The following is a 24,830-nucleotide window of genomic DNA, read 5'->3' on the forward strand; positions in this document are numbered from 1 at the left end:
CGGCACTCGGACCGTCAACATCGGGTGATCGGACCGTCAACACCGGGCGCTCGAGACCGTACGCTCGAGGACGACGTCAGAACGGGAACAGCGACTCTGCGTCGGGGTCGCGCTCGAGCAGTTCGATCTCGTGGCCGTCCTGACCTTTGGTAAAGGCGTACATGTCGTCGTTGCTCTCGGGGTCGCGGTAGTCGTCGGCCTCGCGGGTCAGAAGCTGGTCCCAGTCTTCAGCCAGGTCGTCGACGCGGACACAGAGGTGTCCCCAGGCGTCGCCCATCTCGTAGCTCCGGCCGTCGTAGTTGTAGGTGAGTTCGACGGCCATCTCCTCGTCGGCCGCGTCCTCGGGTTTCACGAAGTAATTCGAGAACGTGTCGGCCTCCCAGCGGCCGGTGTGTTCGTACTCGAACTTTCGCGTCCAGAAGCCAAGCGCCTCGTCGGCGTCCTCGACGCGGATCATCGTGTGATCGATCGACCACTCCGCGCCGTAATCGCGCTTGACGATCTCGATCTCGTGGCCGTCGGGGTCTTTGACGAACGCGTAGTTGTAGTCACAGGACTCGGGATCGCGATAGTCCTCGACGCCCTCGTCCATCAGTTGCTGGTAGCGCTCCTCGAGTTCGTCTTCGGGAACGCGGACGGCGATATGCCCCCAGGCATCGCCGACCTCGAGCTCGTCGTCGCCCTCGTTGTGGGTCAACTCGAGCATCGCGCCGTCCTCGTGCATGTCTTCCGGCCCGAGGTAGACGATGGTGAAGCCGTCGCCCTCGTACCGGCCTTTCTCCTCGTAGGACAGGTGAGTCCGGTACCACTCGAGGGATTCGTCCAGGTCAGTCACGCGGAGCATCACGTGGTCGAGCGTTCCGTCCATGGGCGAAACCACGCGTGCTCGAGCCAAAAACGTGGCGAAGCCGGTGGTCTGGGGCGAAACGGCCGCCGGCCGAACGGGAGAGTGTTACGATTCTTCGTGTCCGGCAGACTCGTCCTCCCTGAGATGTTCGACGGCGTGAAGTTCGACGACCGGAACGAGTTTCGAGACAATGAGGAAAAACAGCGTGACCAGCCCGATGGTTCCGACCAGCGAGAGGAGCTCGACCGCACTCGGGAAGTAATCGCCCGGCGTCGCTTCGTAGATGCTGAACGTCGGGTACCAGAAGCCCGAGAGGACGAAGTACGTCTTCTCGACGAGCGTCGCCATCAACACGAACACACTGGCGACGATCGCCCGCGTCTTGCTAAATAGCGATGGGCGAAGGACCGTCGCGAAGATGAACGCGAGGACCCCCAGGACGAACAACATCGGGACGACGTACATCGGGTGTGAGAACTTCGAGGAAGTCGCGGTCGCGTGGTCGACCGTCGGTGAGAAGCTCCCCGCGGTCAGTTGCTGGAGCTGGAGCCAGAGAAACAGCAGGCAGAAAAAGCCGAGCCACAACAGGAGCCCGCGGAAGATGTCGTCGGTGATGATGTGATCCCAGTCGTAGGCGCGCCGGAAGGCGTACGAGACCAGGATGACGCCGCTGATCGCCGACGTCAGCGCGATCGTCAGGAACTGCGGTCCCTGGATCGCCCCGAACCAGCTCGGGTAGTTCGGCAGGACGGCGAACAGCCACGGAATCACGCCACCGTGAAGCAACAGTGGCGCCATGATGATGATCGCCAGCGCCACCCACCAGACCATCCGCTCGATGACCTCGTCTTCGTTTTCGGTGTAACCGAGGGTCAGCATATCGTAGACGTTCCCGTAGAGGTCCGGAAGCTGGACGCCCCGAATCTCCGGTGCAAAGGACGGAAGCTGACCGCGCAGGCGCGAGATGTCGTAGCGAAGCGTCAATCCGAGGTAGGTCGCCGTCAGCACGAAATACGCCGTGATAACCGTCACGTCCCACACCAGCGGCGAGTTGTTCACCGTGATGTGGTAGTGACCGAGGATGCTCGTGACCATCCGGTCGGGACGGCCCATGTGGACGAGAATGTAGAAGCCGGCGGCGGAGAGGCCGGCCAATGTCAGTAGTTCCGCGAGCCGAGCCACCGGCATGTACCGATCCATCCCCAACAGGCGCACGGCCGCCGAGAGGATGATCCCGCCGTGGGCGATCCCGACCCACCAGATCATCGCACCGATATAGAGCCCCCAGGTGACGCCGCCACCGCTTCCCCAGTCGGAGAGGCCGGTGACAATCAGTCCTCGCTGAAGCTGGGAGGCCCACGCGACCAGCCACGCGAGCAAGGCCAGCGAAGCGATACCGAACGTGAGGTAGAACCCCCTCGTCGTTCGCCGTAACGGACGCAAAATATCCTCGGTTTGGGGTACCTTGGTGCTCATCGGCGACGCTCCCGTCCCTTCGCGACAGTGGCCGATCGTACGTTCCCCACCGGAAGTCGTCGTTCCGTTCCCGGTGCACGAGACGCCGTCGTTCGGGCGAATCGTGGACTCGAGGCCATCGGCACGATCCGTCGGCGATCGATTCTATTGTTCGACTGAACGAACGTTCGGTCCATGGCCGAACGAACATTCGGTTAGTTCTTAACTGTTCGGATTGCCTTTATACCCGAGTCGACCGAACGGACGGTCAGGATGACGACGTTCGCCGAGCCGTTTGCAGAGCCGGAGACGAGCACGGAGGAAATCTTCAGGGCGACGTATCTCGTCCTCCGGGATCACGGATACGCCGGGGTGTCGATCCAGCGGATCGCCGACCGCATCTCGCTGAGCAAGTCGACGATCTACTACCACTTCGACGATAAGTACGGCCTCCTCATGCAGTTCTCCGAGGAGTTGCTCACCTGGTACATCGACCGGCTGTTACTCGATCACGGGGGGGACGCTCGAGACAGTCTCGATCGATTACTCGATCTCGTCTTTCTGGGCGAAACCGCCGACGGCGTCCCCTTCGAGGAGGTGTTCGCACCGGGATACATCGCGACGATCATGGAGATGCGCGCACAGGCGATTCGAAACCCCGAGATGCGCGAGTACGTCAGCCGGACCGACGAGGTGATCCGCGGCCGGATTACGACGTTGCTCGAGGCCGGGATCGAGGACGGCACCGTCAGTGAGACGGATCCGGACGCGGCCGCCGGATTCTTGTTTGTGCTGCTCGAGGGGGCGCTCCTCCTTCGGCTGTGCGGGGAAGACGCCGACTGGCTGGCGGACGCCCGGTCGATGGCCGACGTCTATGTGAAGGAGTTAACCACTGAGGGGTGAACGGGATATGCGTTTCGGGACGCGAGCAGTTGTAGTAACGACTGAAACTGTTTGCACACTGATTGCACAGCTGTCGTGGGGTCAGGTGCCCACTGACTCTCGGTGGCTACTATCAGTCCCGGGTGAATCCTCGACCGCTGTCTCCCACTCGGTGCGAAGGAGCCCGTAACACACCTCGTCGACGTACTCGCCGTCGACGACGCTGACCTCCCGCCGTCGACCCTCGCGGACGAATCCGAGACGGTCGAGCACGCGCCGCGAGCCTTCGTTCGGCGCGAGCGCACGCCCCTCGAGGCGGTGCAAGCGCAATTCCGTGAAGGCGTACTCGACGAGCAATTCGGTGGCCGCCGTCGCGTAGCCGTTGTGCCAGTGGTCGGGTCCGATCACGAATCCGAGGTTCGCCCATCCGCGGGGCTCCTCGAGCGGGACCAGCCGAACCCGGCCGACAGGATCGCCGTCGGCGCAAACCAGGAGATCCACGCGGCCGCTCGAGATGCCGTCGTCCGCCCACTCCTCGTACTCCGTCCGGGAAGTGGGAAATCGGAACTCGTCGATGTACCGACGGATATCCGGATGGTTCATCCACCGACGGACGGTCTCGACGTCTTCGGATTCGATCGTCCGCAATTCGACTCGCTCGTCGGCGAGAAACACTGCACCGGGCATTCTATCGACCCCCCGCTCGAGGCGAATCCCGTTCGCGGGTCGGGGACGATTCATCAGTCCTCCCCGTCGGCATACGACGGCACTCGAGGCGTCCGTGGCTGTTGGCGTCGATGCTTGCGGTTCTGTGCGTCCGTTCTCCGGTGTCGCAGTTTGGTAACATGTTGTCGTCGCTGGGTACTCGAAAGCGATCCGAGCGAGAAAGCGAGGGAGCATCGCGGTCGGGGTCGCCGGGTGAGGCCCGGTTACCTCGACGCTGCGACACTGGTCGCTCTCCGTGGATCCCGCCAACGCCACCCGCGGAGAGCGACCATCGTATGTCGAACAGTTTCTGTCTATTATTTAACGGTTTCTATCCCGACGGTTCGCGGATTCGCGCCGTCCAATCGGCGATCTCTCCGTCCGTTCTACTGGTCGAACTGTAGGACGTCACCCTCCTCGACGTCGCGCTCTTCGGTCCACTCGTAGACGGTTTCCAGTACGTACTGTCCGCGTCCGGGATACGTTTGCTCGAGCCCGTCTTCGTCCGGTCCTGGCTCCGGCGCGTGGTGGATCTCCGTGATAACGCCTTCGTCGTCGGCGAAGACGATGTCGATCCCAAACGACATCTCCGGCATGGCGAACGTGCGGTCGTCGACCTCGTCGTAGACGAACAACATGGCACACTCCTCGGACAACGACTCGGTGTCGCTCAGCCCGAGCTGTTTCCGTTCGGGCGTATCGGCGATCGCCGCCGACACCGCACCCAGTTCTTCGCCGTCCGGCGTCGTCACCCGTACCTCGGTCGATCCGTACTCCTCGTGGGCGTCGGTCGTACACTCGGGGTCCGGCGAATCCGGACTCTCCCCCGACTGTTCGCCGCCATCGACGGCCTCGAGACAGCCGGCGACGGCAATTCCGATCGTCGCGGCGAGTCCGGAGAGAACGGTTCGTCGGTTCGACGAGACGGGGCGAAACGTCATTTCATCAGCCACCGACCACGACCAGCGTGATAACTCGCGGTGGTGTGCAAACGGGCTCGAGAACGTCAGGGGTGCGACACTCTCGAGACTCGAGGGTCACCCTCCTGGACGGCGTTCAGCGCCGAACCGATCGCTTTCGGCACCATCGAGAGCCGGATTCGGGAAGGTCGGGGACAGGGTGGTATTCTCTCGCGGCTCCTCCGAGGGAAACAGATATTGGATTTCCAACTGAAATCGAGGTATGGACACCGATGTCGAAAACGACACCGAACGGATACTGAACGGCCTCGTCGATCGATCCGCCGTCCCGTTGCTCGCGTTTTTCGTCGCCTTCTACCCGCTGTCGATCCTCCTCGGTTCGGTCGTCGACAGCGTGTGGGAGATACCGGTGTTGGGGACCGCGTACGCGGTCTACTTCACCCTCGCGTTTACGATCCCGGCCGCGCTGACGATCCCCGTCACCGAGGCGCTGATGGGGACGAACGTCTACTACGCAGGGACCGGGCTGACGGTCGTCGCGCTCGGAACCTGTTACCTCGGACTATCGCTCGCGAGTTCGGGACTCTATCGGGCGGTGAACAGGTTCGTTCGACGCCGAGCGTAGGGCCGAAACGGTAGTGAAGCACGTCCTCGACAAAGCATTCGCGGCGGTGTTCGTCATTTGCTCTGGCGTCGAACTCGAGTCGCTTCCGCCGAACGCCGAATCCGATTACTCCCGTTTGACGTCCGACACGGAGACGCGATCGGGTTCCAAACCGGTATGAGTTCGTACCAACCTGATTTGACCATCACACCACCGTTCACTCCACGGACGTTTCGACGTATGCCCGACCCCGCTGGAGGAATTCCTCGCGAGCGATGTCGCCGTCCAGAAGGCCCTCGAGGTCGTCGCCGACGCGTTCGGCCGCGATGGCGTCCGGATAGACGACGGCGGTGGCGCCGCGCTCGAGGAACTCGGCCGCCGCGTCCGTGCCGTCGACGCGAACGATCCGCGGCGTCTCCGTCTCGAGGTCGACGACCGCCTCCGCGCGGTCGCGTTCCGGCGTGAGCGAGACGACCGCGACGGCGTCCTCGAGTCGCGCGAGTTCCCAGACGCGATCGTCCGACAGGTCGCCGTAGACGGAGTTATCACACGTCCCTCGGATCGTCTCGAACAACGTGGGGTCGTCCTCGACGACGAGCGTCGGCCGGTCGAGACGCGAACAGATCTCGAGGACGCCGCGCCCGCCGTGTCGAACGTCGACGACGATGACGTGATCCGTGAGCCCGTCTGTGACCCGTGCCCGCTCGGCGATCGATTCGCCGAGCACCCGAAAGAGCCCGTATTCGCGCATTCGGCGGGAGAGTGCTCCGGCGTGGCGGCCGGTGTACGTCGCGACGATCATCGTGATCGCCGCCCCGAGGACGATCGCGTCGAACAGCGGCCGAACGATCCACCCCGCGACGAGCGCTTCGATCGCGATGAAAAGCGTGAACGCGCTCACCTGGTCGAGCGTGAGACCGGTTCGAAGTGCCGTTCGACCGTCGAATCCGGTTCTGATCAGGATCAACGCGACGAGAAGCGGGTTCACCACGAGAACCGCCGCGACCAGCGCGACCGTATACCCGACCGTCTCGAGCGTCGGGACGGCGAGCAACGCGCCGACGGTGACGAAGAAAATCGGCGTAAAGAAGTCCTCCAGGTCGTCGATGGTGTCGACTAACTCGAGGGAGTGCGGGTAGTCGTCGGCGATCGCGATGCCGGCAGCGAACGCGCCGACGACGATCGAGAGGTTCGCGAGTTCGGCGAGCGCGATGAACCCGATCACGAACGAGATGCCGACGAGCATCATCACCTCGGAATCCCCGCGCAATCTGGCGGTCAGCCGGTGAAAGAGGAGGTATCGAATCCCGACTGCGAGTGCGACCATCCCCGCCGCCACCGCGAACTGCTGGACGGCGGGCGTCGCGGCGTAGACGAACGCGCTCAACCCGACCACGACGAGTACGCCCAACACGTCCTCCGTGAAGTGAATCGATTCGGCGAGGCGTTCGTAGGTCGGACGGGTGCCGGATCGTTCGTCGAGGTAGCTCGTGGCGACGAGCGACGAACTCAGGGCGGCGGCGACGCCGAAGTAGACGGCGTTCACCGCATCCAGACCGAACGCCAGGCCCGCGCCGACGCCGAGTACACCCACGAGCGACGCCTGGAGGACGCCGACAGCCGCGCTGAGACGGCCGCTCGAGCGAAACGCCTCGAAGTCGACGTGGACCCCGAAGAGGAAGACGAGAAACGCGATCCCCCACTGGGCCAGATCGAGCAACGCGGTTTCGTCGATCACCGCACCCGCGAGGATGCCGGCGACCAGGTAGAACGGGATCACCGGGAGCCCCTTCTGGGCGGCGAAAATCAACAGGACCGCCGCGAGCCCGAAGATCAGCGTCAGCGCGAACAAGATCTCATACATCGCGCTCACCTCCCGTCGCCGCCGATCCCGTCGCGCGTGGCGATCCGTCTCGCGCCCGGTCGTTGAGTTCGGCGAGTCGAGCCTCGAGCGCGTCGGGATCCTCGAGTTTCTCGAGGAGTTCGCCGATCTCCTCGCCCAAAAGCGCGCGACCGACGACGACGTAATCCGCGCCGACGTCGGCGAGGATCGACGCCTCCTCGTCGGTCACCGCCGCGACGATCGTCAGCGCATCCGCCGCGTCCTCGATCAATCGTCGGTTGACGTCCGGGCGTTCCGCCGCGCTGACGACGACGTCGGCACCGGAGAGGTTCGCCTCCTGGCGGACGTCGCCGTGTCTGGCGTTGCCAAAGATGAATCCGTACTCCGCGTCGGTGAGTTCCTCGACGTACTCGGCGCGGTCTTCGACGACGACGACCTCGTCGACCGCATCTTCCAGGACGTCCGCGAGTTCGCCCGTCAGCCGGCTGTATCCCACGACCACGGCGTGATTCTCGTACTCGAGCGGCTGTGCATCGACGGTATCCTCGCGTTCGAGGCGCTGGAGGAACGGCTGGACGATGCTGTAGAGCTGGCGATTGTACAGCACGTAGTACGTCGAGGTCGGCATCGTAAGCAACGCCATCAGGCTGAGAAAGCCGAGGATTCCTTCCTCGACGAACCCCTGCTCGAGCGCGAGCGCGCCGAGGACCAGCGAGAACTCGCTGACCTGGAGCATCGAGATGGTGCCGAGAAAGGAGGTCTCGACGTCGAAGCGCTGGCTGTAGAAGAGCCCGAAGACGATGACGAAGTTGACGGCGATCAACAGGACGCTGGCGACGATCGCCTCCTGCCAGTACGCCAGTAGCTGGTCGACCTCCATCTGGAGGGCGATGCTCGCGAAGAAGACGGCGATAAAGAAGTTCGTCGCGGGGCGCATGCGCTCTTTGAGCTCCGTGCTGTAGGGGAGTTGTGCGAGTGCGAGCCCCGCGAGGAAGGCGCCGATCTCGATGGAGAGATCGAGCGATTCGGCCGCGAAGATGAAGACGAACGCCCAGGCGATGCCGACGGTAAAGAGCGTGCTCTTGTTGGCGGCGCTCGCGCGCAACAGCGCGGGGAGAAAGTACGTGCTGGCGAGAGCGGCGACGACGCCGATGACGCCCATCAAGAGGAACACGCGACCGATGCTGAACGCGATCTCACCGACGTTATCGACGGTTCCGACCGCGAGGATCGCAAGCGCCATCACGAGGTAGATGTCCTGGAAGATGAGGACGCCGACGTCGACCTTACCGTAGAGCGTCTTCAGGTCGTCCTTGTCGCCGAGGACCTTGACGATGATCGGCGTCGCGCCGAACGTCGTCGCCAGCGCGATCATCAGCGACTGAAAGAGCGTAAAGCCGAGCAAGAGGGCGATAACCGTCGACGCGACCGCCTGGAGGATCGCCTGCCCGACCGCGATCGCGCCGACGGGGCGGGCGATCTCCCTGATGTCGTCGAAGCGCATCTCGATCCCGAGTAAAAACAACAGGAAGCCGAGCCCGAGTTCGGAGACGATCTCGATCAGCTGATCGCCCTCGCCGACGAGGCCGAGGCCGATCGGCCCGACGACGACGCCCGTCAGCACGTAGGCGACGATCGTCGGCTGATTCAACAGCCTGGCGACGTAGCTCAGCGCCGTCGCCGCCACGATCAACAGCGCGAAATCCGCCGCGAGAGCGATGCCGCCGAGGGACACGTTAGGGATCTCCCCCCAGTGCGAGCAGTCGTCGAATCACCGGTGTGATACCACGCTCGAGGGAAACGACGACGCAGATCCGTATTTTTGTTCGGCTGGCACATGAGCGGCGTCGGTACCCAGCCGCCGTGTGGAGTCCGTTCCTTGGCGGACGGATTCCAGAAAAAACGCCCAAACGAGCGAGTGGCAACTCGAGAACGAGCGATGAGAGAACGCGGATTTCCCGTCGTATCTTCGCCTCGTGACCAGAGAACCGTAGAGACCAACGGCGACGGCTCATCCGAACCATTTTTCGTACCGCGTTGACACGTTATGCTCGATGTACGACCTGGTCCATCGGTACGCCCCGGACAGTCCCGCCGGCCGAACCGCTGTCGCCATCGTCACCTCCCTGTTCGGCGTTCCGGCGTTTGTCTTCGGTGTTCTCGCGTTCCTCGGGGCCCCCCTGGTGGGGCTCGTGTTTCTCGCGTTGAGCGTCCCAGCCCTCGCTATCGCCGGCTGTTTGACGCTCGGCGTCGTTCGACAGGCCAACGAGGCGCCGACGGCGACGCCGCTGACCGAACCGAGAGCGGACGAGGATGGAAGCGCGCGAACGGACGCGGAAACCGAACCGCCGATCGAGACGCTCCGGCGACGGTACGCCGCGGGGAAACTGGACGACGAGGAGTTTCAGCGCCGACTCGACCGACTTCTCGAGACCGAGACAGCGGGCAAAGAACACTCGCAGACGGACCTCGAACCCGCGCTCGAGTAAGCGGCTGATTCTCCGGCGGACGGAATCAGCGGGGTCAGTCGAGGGTATCAGTATCTGATCGCGACGCCTCCGCTGTTCGTCGGAACTCCGACGTCGTCGAGACGAAATCGACGGCCCTCGAGCACCCCCGCGCTCGAGGCGGCCGCCGAGGAGAAGAGTCGGAAGCAACACTCGCGGATCACAGAGGGTCGGAAGCAACGCTCTCGGATCGTCGAGAGTCGGGAAGCCGGATTCGCGGATCGCTACCCCCAGTCGGATCCGCGAATCGACGCCGGTGGTGACCGACGTCCCAGCGCACCGTAACCGGCCGACCGGTGCCGACGACGCGCTCGCTCGAGCGAACGCGGCGAGGCCCATCGCTGTCCCCTGCCGACGGCTCGACCCTCGAGACGGGTCGCGGTCCGTCGGTCACCCCCCGGAGATTCGTCTCTCGAGTGACGAATCCGTAGAACGACGCCTCGAGACGCATCGCTCCCCGCGGCCTGCGGGCGGTTTGGCGTGCGAGACGTTTATGTCTCGCGAGCGGATACGCAATCATGGCTTCGGCCAACCGGTGGAAGCCACGTCTCGGGTGTGTCCGCACCCGGGGCATTTCAGCGCATGCCCCTTGCGGCGAGTAGAGACGACGACTTCCAGGGTATTCTATCGCGTTGAGTGACTTATATCTACTGGTGATTGTTCTGGATTATTGGCGAACAGTGTCGAAGGCGTTCACAGTCGAGATTCTCGAGGACCGATCCGATCCCGAGTTTCGTACCGGCTCCGAATCCGCAGTTACGGCTCCGAGGACTCCTCGTCGGCGTCGTCCGTAACAGCTCTATCGTCATCCGTGACAGTGCCCTCGTCATCCGTAACAGCTCCATCGTCATCCGTGACGGGAGAGTCACGCTCGCCGTCTCGAGCGCCCGAATTCCGCTCGGAACCCCGGTCGTCGCCGGAACCCGGAGCGTCGACCGCCCGCGCCGTTGCGCTCGCCGTCGGCTCGAGGCCTTTGCGTGCGGCGTCGAGTGCCGAGAGGCCGTAGACGAGGCCGACGAGGACGACGACGCCGAGTGGGAAGAAGACGATCGGACCGACGCCGGCGTAGCCGTAGAGGACGTAACAGAGGACGACGACGACCAACACGGTCGCGGCGTAGTACAACTGCGTCCGGACGTGATCGACGAGGTCCGCGCCGGTGAACGTCGAGGAGAGGACGGAGGTATCGGAGATCGGCGAGGCGTGATCGCCGAAGATCGCCCCCGAGAAGACCGCGCCGACGAGCACCGGCATGAGGTCGAACGTGCCGGTGAGTTCGTAGGCGACCGGGAGCGCGATGGGGGTGACGATGCCCATCGTCGCCCACGACGACCCCATGGTGAACGAGACGAACGCGGCGACGAAGAGGACGACGATCGGTAGGAGGGCCGGCGAGACGACCCCCTCCGCGGCGCCAGCGACGTACGCGCCGGTGCCCAGGTCCTCGGCGACCGCGCTGATCCCCCACGCGAGGACCAGGATCGTCACCGCCGTCAGCATGAGTTTGAATCCCTCGAGCACCGTCCCGACGCCGTCGCCGAGATCGAACAGACCGTACGCGAGCCCGATGAGAATCGCCGTCAGCACCATCGCGAACGAGCCCCAGACGAGCGCGGCGGCGAAATCGCCCGCGCCGACGACGTCGACGAGGACCTGGACGACGCCGTCGTCGGCCATCGCCGCCTCGAGGGATGTCGTCGCACCCGCCTCCGCCTGCTCCTCGAGCCAGGACTCGTAGCCGGTCCAGAACGCGCCGGCGAGGGTGACGATGATCAGGACGGCGATCGGCGCGACGAACGTCCGGAGCATCGGCCGGTCCTCGATCGGCTCGCCCAGTTCCGCCTCCACCCGCTGGAGGGGCTGTGCGCCCTCGCGGTTGACCCGACCCGTTCGCCACGATCGGTGCTCGGCGTCGAGCATCTCCCCGTAGTCCCGCCGCGAGAGGACGATAACGCCGACCATGACGATCGCCAGAAGCGAGTACGTGTTGAACGGAATCGACCCGACGAACGTCTCGAACAGCCCAGGCGTTTCGACGCCGTGGTCGTCTTCGATGACGGCGTACCCCTCGCCGATCATCGACAGCTGGAACGCGACCCAACTCGAGATGCCGATCGTCGCGACGGGCGCGGCCGTCGAGTCGACGATGTACGACAGCTTCTCCCGGGAGATGCGCATCTGATCCGAGAGTTCGCGCATCGTACTGCCGACGATCGCGGTGTTCGCGTAGTCGTCGAAAAAGAGAGCCATGCCCAGGACCCACGTCGTCACCCCCGTTGCCCGCTGGGTCTCGAGGCGCGTCGTCGCCCACTCGCGGACGGCGCTTGCCCCGCCGAGTCGCCAGATGAGCGCAACGCCCGAGCCCAGCAACAACGTGAACACGAGGATCTGGGCGTGAAAGACGTCCGCGATGGCCTCGACGATCCACTCGAACGTCCGCCCGATTCCGAGACTCCCCGTCGCGATGACGCCGCCCGACCAGATTCCCAGAAACAACGCGAGGATCGGTCGTCGCGTCACGATCGCGAGGACGATGGCGAGCACCGGCGGAACGAGCGAGAGCGCGCCGAACTCGGACATGCGCTATCCTCCACCGAACGAACGGATAATGCTACCCAATCACACGGAACGAAGACGCTCATCGGTTCCGAGGAGTGTTCGTGATCCTATAGTAGCCACTGAACGTCATTGTACACCCGATCGCCAGACGGAGCGGCGATCGGTGTGTAAATCGTTTCAGTTGTTACTATAGCACGGACTCGAGTCGAGCGTGTATCGATCGTCACCGGCGGATCGTTACCGGCGCTACTGACGGACGCTACCGACCGCTACCGGCGAATCGTTACCGACCGCTACCGGCGCAGAATCAGCTTGAGGACGTCCTCGTCCTCGAGGACGTGGTCGGTGCCGACCTGTTGTTCGTCGTGGGTCGCACTCGGTCCCGTGATGCGGGCGAATCGGAACCGCTGTTCCATCTCGCCGCCGAGTTTCTCGATGGCCTCGCCGACGGTCGTCTCCTCCTCGATGACCAGTGGTTCGTCCCAGTCGATGCCGCGACCGGGTTTGTTCATGTAGACGCGAGTGAGTCCCAAATTGTCCCAGATGCGGTCTTTGAGCGCCTCGAGCCCTCGCTCCGCTTCGGCGCTGATGAAGGTGACCGCTTCGGGGTCGAGGTCGCGCTCTCGGAGTTGTTCGTCGACCGTCTCCTTGTACTCGGGTTCGATCAGGTCGACTTTGTTGACGCAGGTGATCGAGGGGATGTACTCGCGGTTGTCCATCAGGCCGTCGATCAGCCGATCGATCGTGACGTTCTCCTGGAGGTTCAAGTCGGCGTTGACGTAACCGTGTTGGCGCAGGACGTCGCCGATCGTCCCCTCGTCTAGGTCCTGGTCGGTGCTCGAGGTGATCTTGATGCCGTCTTTGATCTTCGGCCGGACGGTTACCCGCGGGGGCTCTTTGTCGACGCGGATGTTGATGTCGTAGAGCTCCTCCTGTAAGCGGTCGTACTGGTCGATCTCGAACACCGAGAGCACGAAGACGATGAGGTCGGCGTTTCGGACGACCGCGAGCACCTGCTGGCCGTCGCCACGACCCGACGCCGCGCCCTCGATGAGCCCCGGAACGTCGAGCATCTGGATGTTCGCACCCCGGTGTTTGAGCATCCCGGGGTTGACGTCGAGCGTCGTGAACTCGTAGGAGCCGGTCTCGCTTTCGGCGTTGGTCAGCGAGTTCAAAAGCGAGGACTTACCGACGCTTGGAAAGCCAACCAGCGCGACCGTCGCATCGCCGTGTTTCTCGACGGAGTAGCCGGTGCCGCCGCCGGCGGAGCTCTGGTTCTCGAGTTTCTCCTTTTTCTCCGCGAGTTTCGATTTCAGCCGGCCGACGTGGGCCTCCGTCGACTTGTTGTAGGGCGTGTTGGCGATCTCCTCTTCGATTGCATCGATCTCCTCCTTGAGCCCCATTTGTCTGTATCCAGCCGGCGGCGCGGAAAAACACTTTCCATGCGACCGCGCCCGATCCACCACTGACGGGCGAAGCATATCAACCATTACCAATCCAAACGGAAATTCGACACGCATAAATCATGAGGGATTGAATCGAATCCCGTAGAATGCCTAATCCGACGCGGCTCCGCGATAGTACCCAGATCGTCCTCAGACGCGAGACCGTCGAGAGTCTCGAGTGTGACCTCGAGGGCGAGTTCGCCGTTACCGTCTTTCAGGAGAGCGAAGAGTACTATCGAATCATCGGAAGCCCAGTCGAGATCAAAGCCGCAAGCGAGTTTCTCTCGCGTCGAGGCGTCACCGTCCACTGACCACGCGATCATCACCACGACAGGTCATCGATCGTCGGTCGAGACGACCAGCCGCAGTCCGCCCAACTCACTCTCGTCGACGTCGATCGTCCAGCCGTGGGCGTCGACGACCTCGGCGACGATCGCCAGCCCGAACCCCGTGCCGTCGGGCACCGTGCTGTAACCCGATTCGAACACCACGTCGCGCTCCTCGGGCGGGATTCCCGGGCCGTCGTCGTCGATCTCGAAGCCGCCCTCTGTCGCCGACACCGTAATCGTCACGTCCTCGCCGACGTGCTCGCGTGCGTTTCGAAACACGTTCTCGAAGAGGACGGTGAGCCGATCCGAGTCCGCGTCGACCGTCAGTAACGGCGTCTCGAGGACGACCTCGAGTTCCGAATCGACCGATCGCCGCGCCCGTCGGACGACGGTCTCGAGGTCGATCGGCTCCGTCTCGACGAGTCGGTTCCCGCTCCTTGCAAGCCGGAGGACGTTCTCGATGAGTTCGTCCATCCGACCGAGCGCCCACTCGATCTCGTCGACGTGCGTGCTCTCGGCGGGAACGCCGTCGATCGCCTCGAGATGACCGGAGGCCAGCGTCAACGGGTTTCGCAGGTCGTGAGCGACGGTTTCGGCGAACTGCTCGAGACGCTCGTTCTGGCGCTCGAGTTCCCGGCTCCGATCGGCGAGTTCTGTCTCCCGCTTTGCGCGCTCTAAGGCCGCCTCGACGTTGGCCGCGAGGATCTTCGCGAGCGTCAGCGCCTCGTTGTCGAAGTCGTTTGGTTCGGTCGAACTCACGATGAAGACGCCGTACTCGCCGAGTGGGACGTGCACCTCACTTCGGATCGGCGTCTCCGGGTTCCGAACGTTCGGATCCCGCTGAACGTCGCCGTGAGCGATCGGTTCACCGGCCTCGTAGGCGTCCCAGGCGATCCCGCCGCCGGGTTCGATCGTCGGAACCGAGCCGAGCAGTTCGATCAGCCCGTCGGTCGTTGCGACCGGCGCGAGCCCGCCGGCGTCGGAATCGAAGAGATGAACTCCCGTGAGTCGAAGGTCGAGCGCGTCTCGGGCGACCTCGGTAGCGACTTTCGCGACTTCCTCGCTCCCCTCGGCACCCATCAGTCGACGGGTCCCATCGTGGAGTTGCCGAATCCGTCGTTCGCGCTCCTTTCGTTCGCTGATATCCCTGATCACGCCGACGCTGCCGGCGAACGATCCGTCCTCGTCGATCAACGGGGAGAGGTTATCCTCGGCGAGATACCGGTCGTCGTCCGCCGGTTCGACCGCCATCTCGAAGGAATCCCACTGTCTGTCGTCGTCCGCGAGCAACTCCGCGAGGAGGGTCTTCGCCCGCTCGACGTCCTCGACGGGAATGTACTCGGTTGCGTGTGAACCGACGATCGCTTCCCGATCGTCCCCGAGTGACGCCGCCATCGCGTCGTTGATCATCTCGATTCGGCCCTCGGTGTCGAGGACGTACATCGGATCGCCGACGGTCTCGACCAGCGTCCGGTAGCGCTCGAGATCCCGTTCTCGGCGTTTGCGTTCCGTGATATCGGTGTAGATGGCGTACTCGTGGACGTCGTCACCGACCTCGACCGCGAACCCGCGAAAGAGAAACTCCCGTCGCCCATCGGCGGCGATCCGCTCGACTTCGGCCGAAACGACGGTTCCCACACCGGCGTCGTCGTAGATCGCGATCGGTTCGCCATCGTCGGGGACGAGCAGATCGTCGATCGATTCGTCGACGAGATCCGACCGGTCGCATCCGAACGTCTCCTCGAAAGCGGGGTTGACGTCGAGGACTCGTTTCGACCTGAATCCGACGAGTACGACGGCGTCCGGAACGGTGTCGAATAAGGAGCGAAATCGATCCCGTTCTGCTTCGAGCGCCCGCTGTGAGCGTATCCGCTCGATCGTCGAGCCGACGTGCGTACCCAGGTGATCGAGCATTGCGACGTCGGCGTCGGTAAACGGTTCGGTGGCACTCGAGACGGCCTGAACGGCGCCGACGGATCCGATCGGAACGCTGACGATCGAACGGTTCTCCGAGACGTGGCGGTCTTCGAGAAACGAAACCGTCTCGATTCGCTCGGCCTCGTCGGACCGATAGACGCGTCCTGCGAGTCGTTCGTGCGTCTCGCGTCCAGCGGGCCAGACATCGGACGGATCGCTCGTCGAAACCACCTCGAGAGAGCGTTCCGTGGACGATAGATCCGGGTTCTCGGCGCGGACGAACAGCGCGGTGAACTCGGCGTCGAGGAGCCGTTGTGCCGCGTCGATCGCCATCCGGTAGGTCTCCTCGACGGTCGTACACGAGAGGAACTCGAGGGAAACCTCGTGGACGGCCTCGAGATCGTCTCGTTCGCCGTCGTTCGTCGTCGCCGCCACGATCTGGTCGGCGAGCCGTTCGAGTCGGTTCGAACAGTCTTTCGGCGCGTAGCCGTCCGCGCCGGCCGCGATCGCGTCAGCCGCGATTCGTTCGTTTCCGTCGGTGTGGACGACGACCGGTAGCGTCTCCCGTTCTAACTCCAGTAGCGGCGACCTCGCCGCGTCACCCGCGCGTTCGTACTCGGTGACGATGCAGTCGTACTCGGGTCCGGTTGCGTCGGCTATCGCGGCGCGAGCGTCGTCGACGGTGGCCACGGCGTCGACGGATTCGATCGCCGCGTGACCATCGAGTTCTCGTTCGATCGTAGACCGCTCGCTCGGATCCGAATCGACGAAGAGAACGGAAAACGGCCGCTGTGAACGACCGGTGCCGGATCCACCCATCACGTCGTTATCGAATAGTCGGTCGGATTTCTTATAAGACGTTCGGCCCCTCGAGTCGGCCGAACGCGGGTGAGGACGTCTCCTCGACGAGCGATCGGGAAAATTCGAATTTCGAAAAGTGGTTTCGAGAATCGTACTGTTTCGTGGGGCTTATTACGATGTACGAACTCCGGACGAACAAGACCAATGAGTACGGACACCGACGGAGCGGAGACAGGGGATGGGCGCACGATACTGCTGATCGGGAGCGGCCCGATCCAGATCGGGCAGGCCGCCGAGTTCGACTACTCGGGCGCACAGGCCTGTCGCGCACTGCAAGAGGAAGGCGCGGAGGTCGTTCTCGTCAACTCGAATCCCGCGACGATCATGACCGACCCGGAGATGGCAGATCGAGTCTACATCGAGCCGATCACGACCGACGCCATCGCCGAGATTATCGCCGAGGAAAACCCCGACGGCGTCATCGCCGGTCTCGGCGGTCAGACCGGGCTGAACGTCACCGCCGAACTCGCCGAGGAGGGCGTCTTAGAGGAGTATGACGTCGAAATTATGGGAACGCCGCTGGACACCATCTACGCCACCGAGGACCGCGATCTGTTCCGCCAGCGCATGGAGAAGATCGGCCAGCCGGTCCCCGGCTCGACGACCATCTCACTCGAGGAGGGCGAGGAAGTCTCGGAACTCACCGAGGAGGACCTCCGCGAGCGCGTCCAGGCGGCCGTCGACGAGGTCGGCGGTCTGCCGGTGATCGCCCGCACCACCTACACCCTCGGCGGATCGGGTTCGGGCGTCGTCGACAACTTCGACGAACTGCTCGCTCGGGTCCGCAAGGGGCTTCGCCTCTCGCGCAACAGCGAGGTCCTGATTACGGAGTCCATCGCGGGCTGGGTCGAGTACGAGTACGAGGTGATGCGCGACGCCGACGACTCCTGTATTATCATCTGTAACATGGAGAACATCGACCCGATGGGCATCCACACCGGGGAGTCGACGGTCGTCACGCCCTCCCAGATCGTCCCGGACGAGGGCCACCAGGAGATGCGTACCGCCGCACTCGACGTCATCCGTGAACTCGGCATTCAGGGCGGCTGTAACATCCAGTTCGCCTGGCGCGACGACGGCACCCCCGGCGGCGAATACAGAGTGGTGGAGGTCAACCCCCGCGTCTCCCGCTCTTCCGCGCTCGCCTCCAAGGCGACCGGCTACCCGATCGCCCGCGTCACCGCGAAGGTTGCCCTCGGCAAGCGCCTCCACGAGATCGAAAACGAGATCACCGGCGAGACGACCGCGGCGTTCGAGCCCGCGATCGACTACGTCGTCACCAAAGTTCCGCGCTGGCCCAAGGACAAGTTCGACGACGTCGACTTCGAGCTGACGACGGCGATGAAATCGACCGGCGAGGCGATGGCGATCGGCCGCACGTTCGAAGAGAGCCTGCTCAAGGCCCTCCGATCCTCGGAGTACGAACCCGACGTCGACTGGGACGACGTCAGCGACGAGGAACTCGAGGAACAGTATCTCGCCCGTCCGTCGCCGGACCGTCCGTACGCGATGTTCGAGGCGTTCGAGCGCGGCTACACCGTCGACGACGTCGTCGAGTTGACCGGTATCTTCGAGTGGTACACCGAACGCTACGCGAACGTTGCGGAGTCGACGCTCGCCGCCCAGGAAGGTGACTTCACCGAGGCGGCGATCGTCGGCCACACGAACGCGACGATCGCCGCGGCCGCCGGCACCGACGTCGACACGGTCGAGGGCGACGTCCCCGGTCGCACCTACAAACAGGTCGACACCTGCGCCGGCGAGTTCGAAGCAGAGACGCCGTACTACTACTCCGCGCGCAAAAACGAGTTCGAGGCTGGTCCGCTGATCGGCGACGCCGCCGCGGGCGAACTCGAGGTCGAGCGCGACGTCGAGAGCGTGATCGTCGTCGGCGGCGGCCCGATCCGCATCGGGCAGGGCGTCGAGTTCGACTACTGTTCGGTCCACGCGGTCCAGGCGCTTCGCGAGGAAGGGATCGACGCCCACGTCGTCAACAACAACCCCGAGACGGTCTCGACGGATTACGACACCTCCGACGGGCTGTTCTTCGAGCCGATCACCGCCGAAGAGGTCGCCGACGTCGCCGAGGCGGCCGACGCCGACGGCGTCATGGTCCAGTTCGGCGGCCAGACTTCCGTCAACATCGCCGAACCGCTTCAAGACGAGATCGAGCGCCGCGGCCTCGAGTGTGAGGTCATGGGCACCGCCGTCGAGGCGATCGACCTCGCGGAGGACCGCGACCGCTTCAACGCGCTCATGGACGAACTCGAAATCGCCCAGCCCGAGGGCGGGACGGCCGTCTCGAAGGAGGAAGCGCTCGAGCTGGCCCACGAGATCGGCTACCCCGTGCTCGTCCGTCCCTCCTACGTCCTCGGTGGCCGCGCGATGGACGTCGTCTACGACGACGACGAACTCGAGACGTACATCGAGGAGGCGGTCCGCGTCAGTCCCGGCAACCCGATCCTCGTCGACGACTTCCTCGAGGATGCGGTCGAACTCGACGTCGACGCCGTCGCCGACGGCCGCTCGGTGTTGATCGGCGGCATCATGGAACACGTCGAGAGCGCGGGCGTCCACTCCGGCGACTCGGCGTGTATGATCCCGCCGCGCTCGCTCGACGAGGACACCTTAAAGCGCGTCCGCGAGGTCACCGAGGACATCGCCGAGGCGCTGAAGACGAAGGGGCTGATGAACGTCCAACTCGCCGTCACCGGCGTCGGTGAGGACGAGAAGAGCGAGGTGTACGTCTTAGAGGCGAATCCCCGCTCCTCGCGTACCGTCCCGTACGTCTCGAAGGCCACAGGCGTTCCGATCGCCAAGATCGCCGCGAAGGTGATGGCCGGCGAGACCCTCGAGAGTCTCGGCGTCGAAGAGCAGATCCCCGAACACACCTCGATCAAGGAGGTCGTCCTGCCGTTCGACCGCCTGCCGGGGTCGGACCCGCGTCTCGGCCCGGAGATGAAATCGACCGGCGAAGTGATGGGGACTGCGAGCGAGTTCGGCACCGCCTACTGGAAGGCCCAACAGGCCGCCGGTAACGCCGTCAGCGAGGGAACCGCGGTCGTCGATCTCGACGTCGACGGCTTCGAGAACCACTTCGAGGTCGAGGAATTTGACGACGTCCCGGCGGCGATCCGCGAGGGCGACATCGACTTCGTCGTCAGCCGCGACCGCGACTCCCTCGAGATGGCCGTCGAGGAGGAGATTCCGTACCTCTCGACGGTTGCCAGCGCGAAAGCCTACGTCGAAGCGCTCGATTCGTTCGACGGCGGACTCGAGGTCGCCGCGGTGACGGATCGCCCACACCGCGTCGAAAACTGGGGCGAATAATCCGGGCTGAACGTCTCTCTTTAGTTCCTACGGTAACGACGGAAGCGTCCGAAGACAGTGACGACAGTACGTATAACAGGACTCGTTTTCGGTTCCACAGGCGCGGCAACTGACGATCCGGTCGCTCGAGGACGATTGCATACGTCCCTCGAGACGCCTCGAAACCGGATAGCGCTCGGCCCGACGGCTGCAAGCCGATCAGTTATCGGCCGCTTTGGCGCGCGACCGGCTCGAGGGACGTTGGATCGATATCTTTCCGAGCCGCAACAGCCCTGACGACATCGACGACGACTGAATTCGTCGATGCGTGGTTTCGTCCGATCATCGGTTCACCCGGGGCTTCGGTGACAGTGTGCGCGGTACGAATTCGACGGCCGGTTTCTCGATCCAAACCGCCACAACCGTGACGAGGTGGCCTTCGGAACGCTGTTTCTCTGCCCTCGAATCGTTCGAAGCAGACCTCATTACTGATCAGTCTCTCGTACAAGTTCAAGATTGGCTATCTTTTCGTAACTATATCGTGATTTGAGAGTTCCTATATAAGTATTCGTGGAGGTAAAGTCAACGAGACTAACATCGGAAACGCCGTTCTCTGGCGAAATGCGTGCTCGCATTCGATGGCTCACACGTGTCGATATGGCGATTCTCGAGTACCTCGACGGGCACGAGCTATCGACGTTCGAACAGCCGCCCGGCCATCGCGGCGAACATCGAAACGTCGTCTGGACACGTTCGTCGCCGCGTTCGGACGCTCGCCGCCGCTGACCTCCTCGAGCGCACCGACGATACCGCAGGCTACTACAGAATCACGGATCTCGGAAGACGATATTTGAGGGGAGAACTGACGGAAGACGAGCGGGAGACGCTTCGGGAGTACGATCCTGACGCAACCGGCGAATAAGGCTCTGTTGAAATCCTTAATGATTTATAGATTCAGTCGGTAAGTACAGGTCATACAGTGATCAAAACCAATATTAATTGACAGCTTGCAATGAAGGTATGGAGAACATCATCATTCCAGTACTTCGGTTCTTAATGTCGCTTGTCGTTCTCTTCGGATTCATCACTGTTGGCTCATTATTAGGTACAACGCTGGCTCTCCGCTGGTATCATGAAGACGAGCAACCGGGCATGTCTGCATCAGTTGATATTCTTCGTAGACTCATTTGAACTACTCAATATGCACGTGTAGTGTTCAGTAGATTCACGTGAACAATTCTCTAAAGAAGAGGATTTCAACAGAGCCGCGAATAACCGTCGTTACTCCTCAGCCAGTCGGGTCGTCTGGGGCGCCCCCTCGTACGGAAACCGCACGCAGACGGCGAACCGGTCCTTCGATCACCATCCTCGTGGGTGGATTGGACCGCCTCAGTGTGCGACCGGCTCGAGTGCCACCGGATACTCGGTCAGGTTCTCGTAGCCGTCCTCGGTGACGACCACGAGGTCCTCGATGCGGACGCCGCCGACGGCGGGGTCGTAGATCCCGGGTTCGATCGTGATCACGTGGCCCGCCTCGAGTTCGCCGCCGGCGGGCGAGATGCTCGGCTCCTCGTGGATGTCGAGTCCGACGCCGTGGCCCGTGCTGTGGATAAATCCGGTTTCGGCGCTCGGATCGCTCCGAAGCGTCTCGTAGCCCGCCTCCTCGATCACGTCGCAGGCGGCGTCGTGAACGTCCGCGCCCGTGACGCCGGCCTCGACCGTCTCGAGGGCGGCCTCGAACGCCCGCTCGGTCACCTCGTAGCGCCGCCGGGCCTCCTCGCCGGGGTCGCCGCGGGCGAACGTCCGAGTCATGTCGCCGAAGTAGCCCGACTCCTTGTCGCGGGGAAAGATGTCGATCACGATCAGTTCGTCCGCACGGAGCGGACCGCTCCCCCGGTCGTGGGGGTCGGCGCCGTCGGCGCCACAGGCCACGATGGTCTCGTCGAGCCCACAGCCGTGTCGGAGGAGGGTAACCTCGATCTCCTCCGTGACGCGCTCGCTCGTGAGGGGCTCGCCGCCGTGGACCAACAGGCCGTCGTCGACGTCGGCCTCGGCGATCAACCCCTCCGCGGCCGCCATCGCGGCCTCGTTCGCCCGCTGGGTCGTCGCGATCCGTTCGATCTCCCACTCCGTTTTCGTCGCGCGAATCCCCTCGACGATCCCCTGCGGTTCGACCGTCACGGCGAGCCCGCGCTCCCGGAGGCCGTCCGCGGTTCCCGCCGGGAAGCTTCGTGGAACCGCCACCGACTCGACGCCGTGGTCCGCGAGAAACGCCTCGAGCGCCCGGATCTTCGCCCCGTACCGTCCGTGTTCGGCGGCCAGTTCCTGGTAGTCGTAGGCGGCGAGGCGGGTGACGGAATCGGCGTTCGCTTCGGCGCTCGCCCGACCGTACTCGAGGCCCGAGACGAGCAGGTGAACGCCGTCGTCGGTGACGACCGTCTGGTAGGGGTCCGGCGCGGTAAAGCCGGAGACGTACCGCTGGTCCGAATCCGTCGCGTCGTCGTCGATGCAGTAACCGTCGACGCCTTCTTCCTCGAGGTACTGCCGGAGCGCCGAGAGGTCGGCCGCTACGTTCATGCACCGTGTTCCGACCGGCGGCCACATATACGGTTCGCTGTCACGGCTCTGAGACGGTAGCGAAACAGTCGCTCTCGAGATCGACGGTCGACGCCCGAGCCGACGTCGGGTAGTCGTCCACGACTGTGACGGCGTCCAGCAGATCGAACGCGGGAACCTCGACCTCGGGCGACCTACTAGTTCGAAAATCAACACGTTTATCGAACCTCCAGCGAACTGTCGCGTATGCGCCGACGACGGCTTCTGGTCGCGACCGCGGGAATCGGTCTCGCCGGATGTGTCGCGGTTCCCGGTGTCAACGACGATCCCTCCGGGGAGGAACTCCTCCAAGACGCGATCGAGACGCGAACCGACCTCGTCGACCTCGCGGCGCGTCGAACCCTGAGCGCCGAAACGCCCGACGGTACGTCGACTCGAGTCGAGCGGGTTCGACGTCGACCGCCGGGCGAGCGGCGAATGGAGGTCGTCGACTCCGAGAATCCCGCAACTCCGCCGGGGACGACGACCGTCAGGAGTCGCGCGGTGACCTGGACGTACGATCCGGCCGTGGACGAGGTGCGCGAACGTCACCATCCGAACCGGGTCGTCGCCGACGGAACGCGCCTCGCACTCGAGGCGCTTCTCGCGGAGTACGACCTCGCCTACGAGGGGGTCGAACCGGTCGACGGCCGGGATGCCCACCGGATCGAGGCGACGCCGACGTCGGCAGACGTCGGGCGATCGATCGAACTTCTTGTCGGCGAGACGGTGTACGCGATCCCGCTCGAAGCGACCGAGGCCCTCGAGGAGGCGACGGTGTCGCGGACGATCTGGATCGACGACGAACACCGCTACCCCATCAAGGAACGGGACGCGGTTCGCGACGCTACGGGGACCCTCGTTCACCGGCTGACGGTTACGTACGAGAACCTCGCAATAAACGCAGGCCTCGAGCCCGAGACGTTTACGTTCACGCCGCCGGCCGACGCCGAACTCGTCACGACTGGCCTCGAGCCGGCGGGGATCTTCGACTCGCGCTCTGTGGCCGGCGAGGTCACCCCGTACGACCTTCCGAATCCCGACGTTCCGGACCCCTACGACCTCGATCGGATCACGGTCGTCGACGAGGGAGACGACACGGGAACGACGGCGACGTTCTGGTACGTCGCGACCGAGGGGCGGCCACGAGAGCTGTACGTCGCCTGTCGCGACCACCAGCGCTTCGACCCGGACGTCCTGAAGGAAATCGAGTTCGACGGGCGAACGGCGTACCGCCGGGACGGACGGATCGAGAGCGTCTTCTGGGCGTGCAACGGGACGAACTACGAGGTCTCGAGTCCGGTCGGTGACGTCTCCGTGCTCGAGATTGCCTCCTCGATGGGCTGTCCGCAAACCTCCGTCCGACCGTGAGCAGATGCTACGGGACGGGCTTGCCGAGTACGAACGAGAAACTCGATCCGTAGGGAGAGGCGGTTCGTGTTAGCTATAGGTAATGTTTTAACGGTACAGATACGTTTGGTGTGTATGACCGTATCACGATCTGGAGACGGTACCCGAACCGTCGATCGGTGGGACGAGGTGTTTAGAGCGGTCTCGGCGGAGCCGCGCCGTCAGCTGATCGTTTCGGTAATGGACTGTCCGGAGGGGGAACCGGCGTCGTTACCGGAAGCGGCAGTATCCCAAGAGCTGTCGATCGATCCGAGGCGCCTCCGAAACGAGTTGCAACACGTTCACCTGCCGCTTTTGTCCGACCTGGGATTCGTCGAGTGGGAATCCGATCCGTTCGTCGCGTTTCGCGGTCCGCGTTTCGAGGAGGTTGGAGCTATCTTCGAAGCGTTGTACGACTCGTCCACCGATCTCCCCGATCCGCTGGTCGTGGGCTGTCGACGGCTCGAGCGGGAGCGAAACGCATAGCGGCACTCGGGAGCGTGAGCGGGCTGGTTTCATACGATTTGCTGTGACGATGTACCGGTGTGCCCGCAGGACGACTCGCGGTTGCACCGTCAATGACTGACAGTAGTCCGTATCAGACGGTGGGATCCGCGCCCGTTCCCGACGACGATCGGGTTCGCGCATCCGAGTGACCGATCG

At 63.7% G+C, this 24,830-nt stretch carries 21 protein-coding genes; 9 read left to right on the forward strand and 12 right to left on the reverse strand.

The annotated features are described in order from the left end of the window. Positions 1–76: 76 nt before the first annotated feature. Together AB7C87_RS04550 and nrfD are read right to left on the reverse strand one after the other, a co-directional pair. Positions 77–868: a VOC family protein gene (locus AB7C87_RS04550; protein ID WP_369728207.1), complete on the reverse strand. Its 792-nt coding sequence runs from the start codon at positions 866–868 to the stop codon at positions 77–79. A gap of 84 nt (positions 869–952) precedes the next feature. Beyond that, a complete protein-coding gene (gene nrfD / locus AB7C87_RS04555; protein ID WP_369728208.1) occupies positions 953–2,323 on the reverse strand; it encodes an NrfD/PsrC family molybdoenzyme membrane anchor subunit in 1,371 nt (456 codons plus the stop codon). Between the two features lie 252 nt (positions 2,324–2,575). Here nrfD and AB7C87_RS04560 point away from each other — a divergent pair, with 252 nt between their 5' ends. Then, positions 2,576–3,205, forward strand: a complete 630-nt coding sequence (locus AB7C87_RS04560; RefSeq protein ID WP_369728209.1) for a TetR/AcrR family transcriptional regulator — start codon at positions 2,576–2,578, stop codon at positions 3,203–3,205. An 81-nt stretch (positions 3,206–3,286) separates the two neighbouring features. Here AB7C87_RS04560 and AB7C87_RS04565 read toward each other — a convergent pair whose 3' ends face one another. Next, positions 3,287–3,925 (reverse strand): GNAT family N-acetyltransferase, encoded by a 639-nt coding sequence (locus tag AB7C87_RS04565; protein ID WP_369728210.1) that lies wholly within the window; start codon positions 3,923–3,925, stop codon positions 3,287–3,289. A gap of 350 nt (positions 3,926–4,275) precedes the next feature. Then, positions 4,276–4,830 (reverse strand): DUF192 domain-containing protein, encoded by a 555-nt coding sequence (locus tag AB7C87_RS04570; protein WP_369728211.1) that lies wholly within the window; start codon positions 4,828–4,830, stop codon positions 4,276–4,278. 241 nt (positions 4,831–5,071) lie between these two features. Here AB7C87_RS04570 and AB7C87_RS04575 point away from each other — a divergent pair, with 241 nt between their 5' ends. Beyond that, entirely contained in the window at positions 5,072–5,434 is a 363-nt protein-coding gene (locus AB7C87_RS04575; protein ID WP_369728212.1) for a hypothetical protein, read from the forward strand. Between the two features lie 196 nt (positions 5,435–5,630). On the opposite strand, the gene AB7C87_RS04580 is transcribed toward AB7C87_RS04575, so the two are convergent. Both AB7C87_RS04580 and AB7C87_RS04585 read right to left on the reverse strand, forming a co-directional pair. Then, positions 5,631–7,277, reverse strand: a complete 1,647-nt coding sequence (locus AB7C87_RS04580) for a cation:proton antiporter domain-containing protein (RefSeq protein ID WP_369728213.1) — start codon at positions 7,275–7,277, stop codon at positions 5,631–5,633. Next, positions 7,270–8,991 (reverse strand): cation:proton antiporter domain-containing protein, encoded by a 1,722-nt coding sequence (locus AB7C87_RS04585; RefSeq protein WP_369728214.1) that lies wholly within the window; start codon positions 8,989–8,991, stop codon positions 7,270–7,272. The genes AB7C87_RS04580 and AB7C87_RS04585 overlap by 8 nt, the downstream gene beginning before the upstream one ends. 319 nt (positions 8,992–9,310) lie before the next feature. Between AB7C87_RS04585 and AB7C87_RS04590 the strand changes: the two genes are divergently transcribed. Beyond that, positions 9,311–9,745: an SHOCT domain-containing protein gene (locus AB7C87_RS04590; protein ID WP_369728215.1), complete on the forward strand. Its 435-nt coding sequence runs from the start codon at positions 9,311–9,313 to the stop codon at positions 9,743–9,745. A gap of 178 nt (positions 9,746–9,923) precedes the next feature. On the opposite strand, the gene AB7C87_RS04595 is transcribed toward AB7C87_RS04590, so the two are convergent. The 3 genes from AB7C87_RS04595 to AB7C87_RS04605 form a co-directional block, all read right to left on the reverse strand. Next, positions 9,924–10,283 (reverse strand): hypothetical protein, encoded by a 360-nt coding sequence (locus AB7C87_RS04595; RefSeq protein ID WP_369728216.1) that lies wholly within the window; start codon positions 10,281–10,283, stop codon positions 9,924–9,926. 236 nt (positions 10,284–10,519) lie between these two features. Continuing rightward, positions 10,520–12,343: a Na+/H+ antiporter NhaC family protein gene (locus AB7C87_RS04600; RefSeq protein ID WP_369728217.1), complete on the reverse strand. Its 1,824-nt coding sequence runs from the start codon at positions 12,341–12,343 to the stop codon at positions 10,520–10,522. A 272-nt stretch (positions 12,344–12,615) separates the two neighbouring features. After that, positions 12,616–13,725, reverse strand: coding sequence for an OBG GTPase family GTP-binding protein (locus AB7C87_RS04605; protein WP_369728218.1), 1,110 nt, complete (start codon positions 13,723–13,725; stop codon positions 12,616–12,618). Positions 13,726–13,874: 149 nt separating this feature from the next. Here AB7C87_RS04605 and AB7C87_RS04610 point away from each other — a divergent pair, with 149 nt between their 5' ends. Continuing rightward, positions 13,875–14,078, forward strand: a complete 204-nt coding sequence (locus tag AB7C87_RS04610) for a VNG_1110C family protein (RefSeq protein ID WP_369728219.1) — start codon at positions 13,875–13,877, stop codon at positions 14,076–14,078. 24 nt (positions 14,079–14,102) lie between these two features. Here AB7C87_RS04610 and AB7C87_RS04615 read toward each other — a convergent pair whose 3' ends face one another. Continuing rightward, a complete protein-coding gene (locus tag AB7C87_RS04615) occupies positions 14,103–16,832 on the reverse strand; it encodes a PAS domain S-box protein (RefSeq protein WP_369728220.1) in 2,730 nt (909 codons plus the stop codon). 186 nt (positions 16,833–17,018) lie between these two features. Here AB7C87_RS04615 and carB point away from each other — a divergent pair, with 186 nt between their 5' ends. Then, positions 17,019–20,204, forward strand: a complete 3,186-nt coding sequence (gene carB / locus AB7C87_RS04620; protein WP_369728221.1) for a carbamoyl-phosphate synthase large subunit — start codon at positions 17,019–17,021, stop codon at positions 20,202–20,204. A 27-nt stretch (positions 20,205–20,231) separates the two neighbouring features. Here the strand turns inward: carB and AB7C87_RS24190 are convergent, their stop codons facing one another. Continuing rightward, positions 20,232–20,345, reverse strand: a complete 114-nt coding sequence (locus AB7C87_RS24190) for a DUF7577 domain-containing protein (protein ID WP_440590504.1) — start codon at positions 20,343–20,345, stop codon at positions 20,232–20,234. A gap of 487 nt (positions 20,346–20,832) precedes the next feature. Between AB7C87_RS24190 and AB7C87_RS04625 the strand changes: the two genes are divergently transcribed. Together AB7C87_RS04625 and AB7C87_RS04630 are read left to right on the forward strand one after the other, a co-directional pair. After that, complete coding sequence (locus AB7C87_RS04625) at positions 20,833–21,105, forward strand: winged helix-turn-helix domain-containing protein (RefSeq protein ID WP_369728222.1); 273 nt, start codon at positions 20,833–20,835, stop codon at positions 21,103–21,105. Positions 21,106–21,203: 98 nt separating this feature from the next. Continuing rightward, positions 21,204–21,374, forward strand: coding sequence for a hypothetical protein (locus AB7C87_RS04630; protein ID WP_369728223.1), 171 nt, complete (start codon positions 21,204–21,206; stop codon positions 21,372–21,374). A 198-nt stretch (positions 21,375–21,572) separates the two neighbouring features. Here the strand turns inward: AB7C87_RS04630 and AB7C87_RS04635 are convergent, their stop codons facing one another. Next, entirely contained in the window at positions 21,573–22,760 is a 1,188-nt protein-coding gene (locus tag AB7C87_RS04635) for a M24 family metallopeptidase (RefSeq protein WP_369728224.1), read from the reverse strand. A 225-nt stretch (positions 22,761–22,985) separates the two neighbouring features. Here AB7C87_RS04635 and AB7C87_RS04640 point away from each other — a divergent pair, with 225 nt between their 5' ends. Together AB7C87_RS04640 and AB7C87_RS04645 are read left to right on the forward strand one after the other, a co-directional pair. Next, positions 22,986–24,149, forward strand: a complete 1,164-nt coding sequence (locus AB7C87_RS04640; RefSeq protein WP_369728225.1) for a LolA family protein — start codon at positions 22,986–22,988, stop codon at positions 24,147–24,149. 114 nt (positions 24,150–24,263) lie between these two features. Continuing rightward, positions 24,264–24,653: a hypothetical protein gene (locus tag AB7C87_RS04645; protein WP_369728226.1), complete on the forward strand. Its 390-nt coding sequence runs from the start codon at positions 24,264–24,266 to the stop codon at positions 24,651–24,653. The last annotated feature ends 177 nt before the right edge of the window (positions 24,654–24,830 follow it).

Source organism: Natrarchaeobius versutus (assembly GCF_041205745.1).
GTDB classification, from domain to species: domain Archaea; phylum Halobacteriota; class Halobacteria; order Halobacteriales; family Natrialbaceae; genus Natrarchaeobius; species Natrarchaeobius versutus.

Excerpts from the sequence above, each read along its gene's own strand:
- AB7C87_RS04570 (WP_369728211.1), bottom strand. The coding sequence starts at position 4,830 with ATGACGTTTCGCCCCGTCTCGTCGAACCGACGAACCGTTCTCTCCGGA.
- AB7C87_RS04595 (WP_369728216.1), bottom strand. The coding sequence starts at position 10,283 with ATGATTGCGTATCCGCTCGCGAGACATAAACGTCTCGCACGCCAAACC.
- AB7C87_RS04645 (WP_369728226.1), top strand. The coding sequence starts at position 24,264 with ATGACCGTATCACGATCTGGAGACGGTACCCGAACCGTCGATCGGTGG.
- AB7C87_RS04635 (WP_369728224.1), bottom strand. The coding sequence starts at position 22,760 with ATGAACGTAGCGGCCGACCTCTCGGCGCTCCGGCAGTACCTCGAGGAA.
- AB7C87_RS04630 (WP_369728223.1), top strand. The coding sequence starts at position 21,204 with ATGGAGAACATCATCATTCCAGTACTTCGGTTCTTAATGTCGCTTGTC.
- nrfD (WP_369728208.1), bottom strand. The coding sequence starts at position 2,323 with ATGAGCACCAAGGTACCCCAAACCGAGGATATTTTGCGTCCGTTACGG.
- AB7C87_RS04565 (WP_369728210.1), bottom strand. The coding sequence starts at position 3,925 with ATGAATCGTCCCCGACCCGCGAACGGGATTCGCCTCGAGCGGGGGGTC.
- AB7C87_RS04605 (WP_369728218.1), bottom strand. The coding sequence starts at position 13,725 with ATGGGGCTCAAGGAGGAGATCGATGCAATCGAAGAGGAGATCGCCAAC.
- AB7C87_RS04600 (WP_369728217.1), bottom strand. The coding sequence starts at position 12,343 with ATGTCCGAGTTCGGCGCGCTCTCGCTCGTTCCGCCGGTGCTCGCCATC.
- carB (WP_369728221.1), top strand. The coding sequence starts at position 17,019 with ATGAGTACGGACACCGACGGAGCGGAGACAGGGGATGGGCGCACGATA.
- AB7C87_RS04560 (WP_369728209.1), top strand. The coding sequence starts at position 2,576 with ATGACGACGTTCGCCGAGCCGTTTGCAGAGCCGGAGACGAGCACGGAG.
- AB7C87_RS04575 (WP_369728212.1), top strand. The coding sequence starts at position 5,072 with ATGGACACCGATGTCGAAAACGACACCGAACGGATACTGAACGGCCTC.
- AB7C87_RS04550 (WP_369728207.1), bottom strand. The coding sequence starts at position 868 with ATGGACGGAACGCTCGACCACGTGATGCTCCGCGTGACTGACCTGGAC.
- AB7C87_RS04580 (WP_369728213.1), bottom strand. The coding sequence starts at position 7,277 with ATGTATGAGATCTTGTTCGCGCTGACGCTGATCTTCGGGCTCGCGGCG.
- AB7C87_RS24190 (WP_440590504.1), bottom strand. The coding sequence starts at position 20,345 with ATGCAATCGTCCTCGAGCGACCGGATCGTCAGTTGCCGCGCCTGTGGA.
- AB7C87_RS04590 (WP_369728215.1), top strand. The coding sequence starts at position 9,311 with ATGTACGACCTGGTCCATCGGTACGCCCCGGACAGTCCCGCCGGCCGA.
- AB7C87_RS04610 (WP_369728219.1), top strand. The coding sequence starts at position 13,875 with ATGCCTAATCCGACGCGGCTCCGCGATAGTACCCAGATCGTCCTCAGA.
- AB7C87_RS04615 (WP_369728220.1), bottom strand. The coding sequence starts at position 16,832 with ATGGGTGGATCCGGCACCGGTCGTTCACAGCGGCCGTTTTCCGTTCTC.
- AB7C87_RS04640 (WP_369728225.1), top strand. The coding sequence starts at position 22,986 with ATGCGCCGACGACGGCTTCTGGTCGCGACCGCGGGAATCGGTCTCGCC.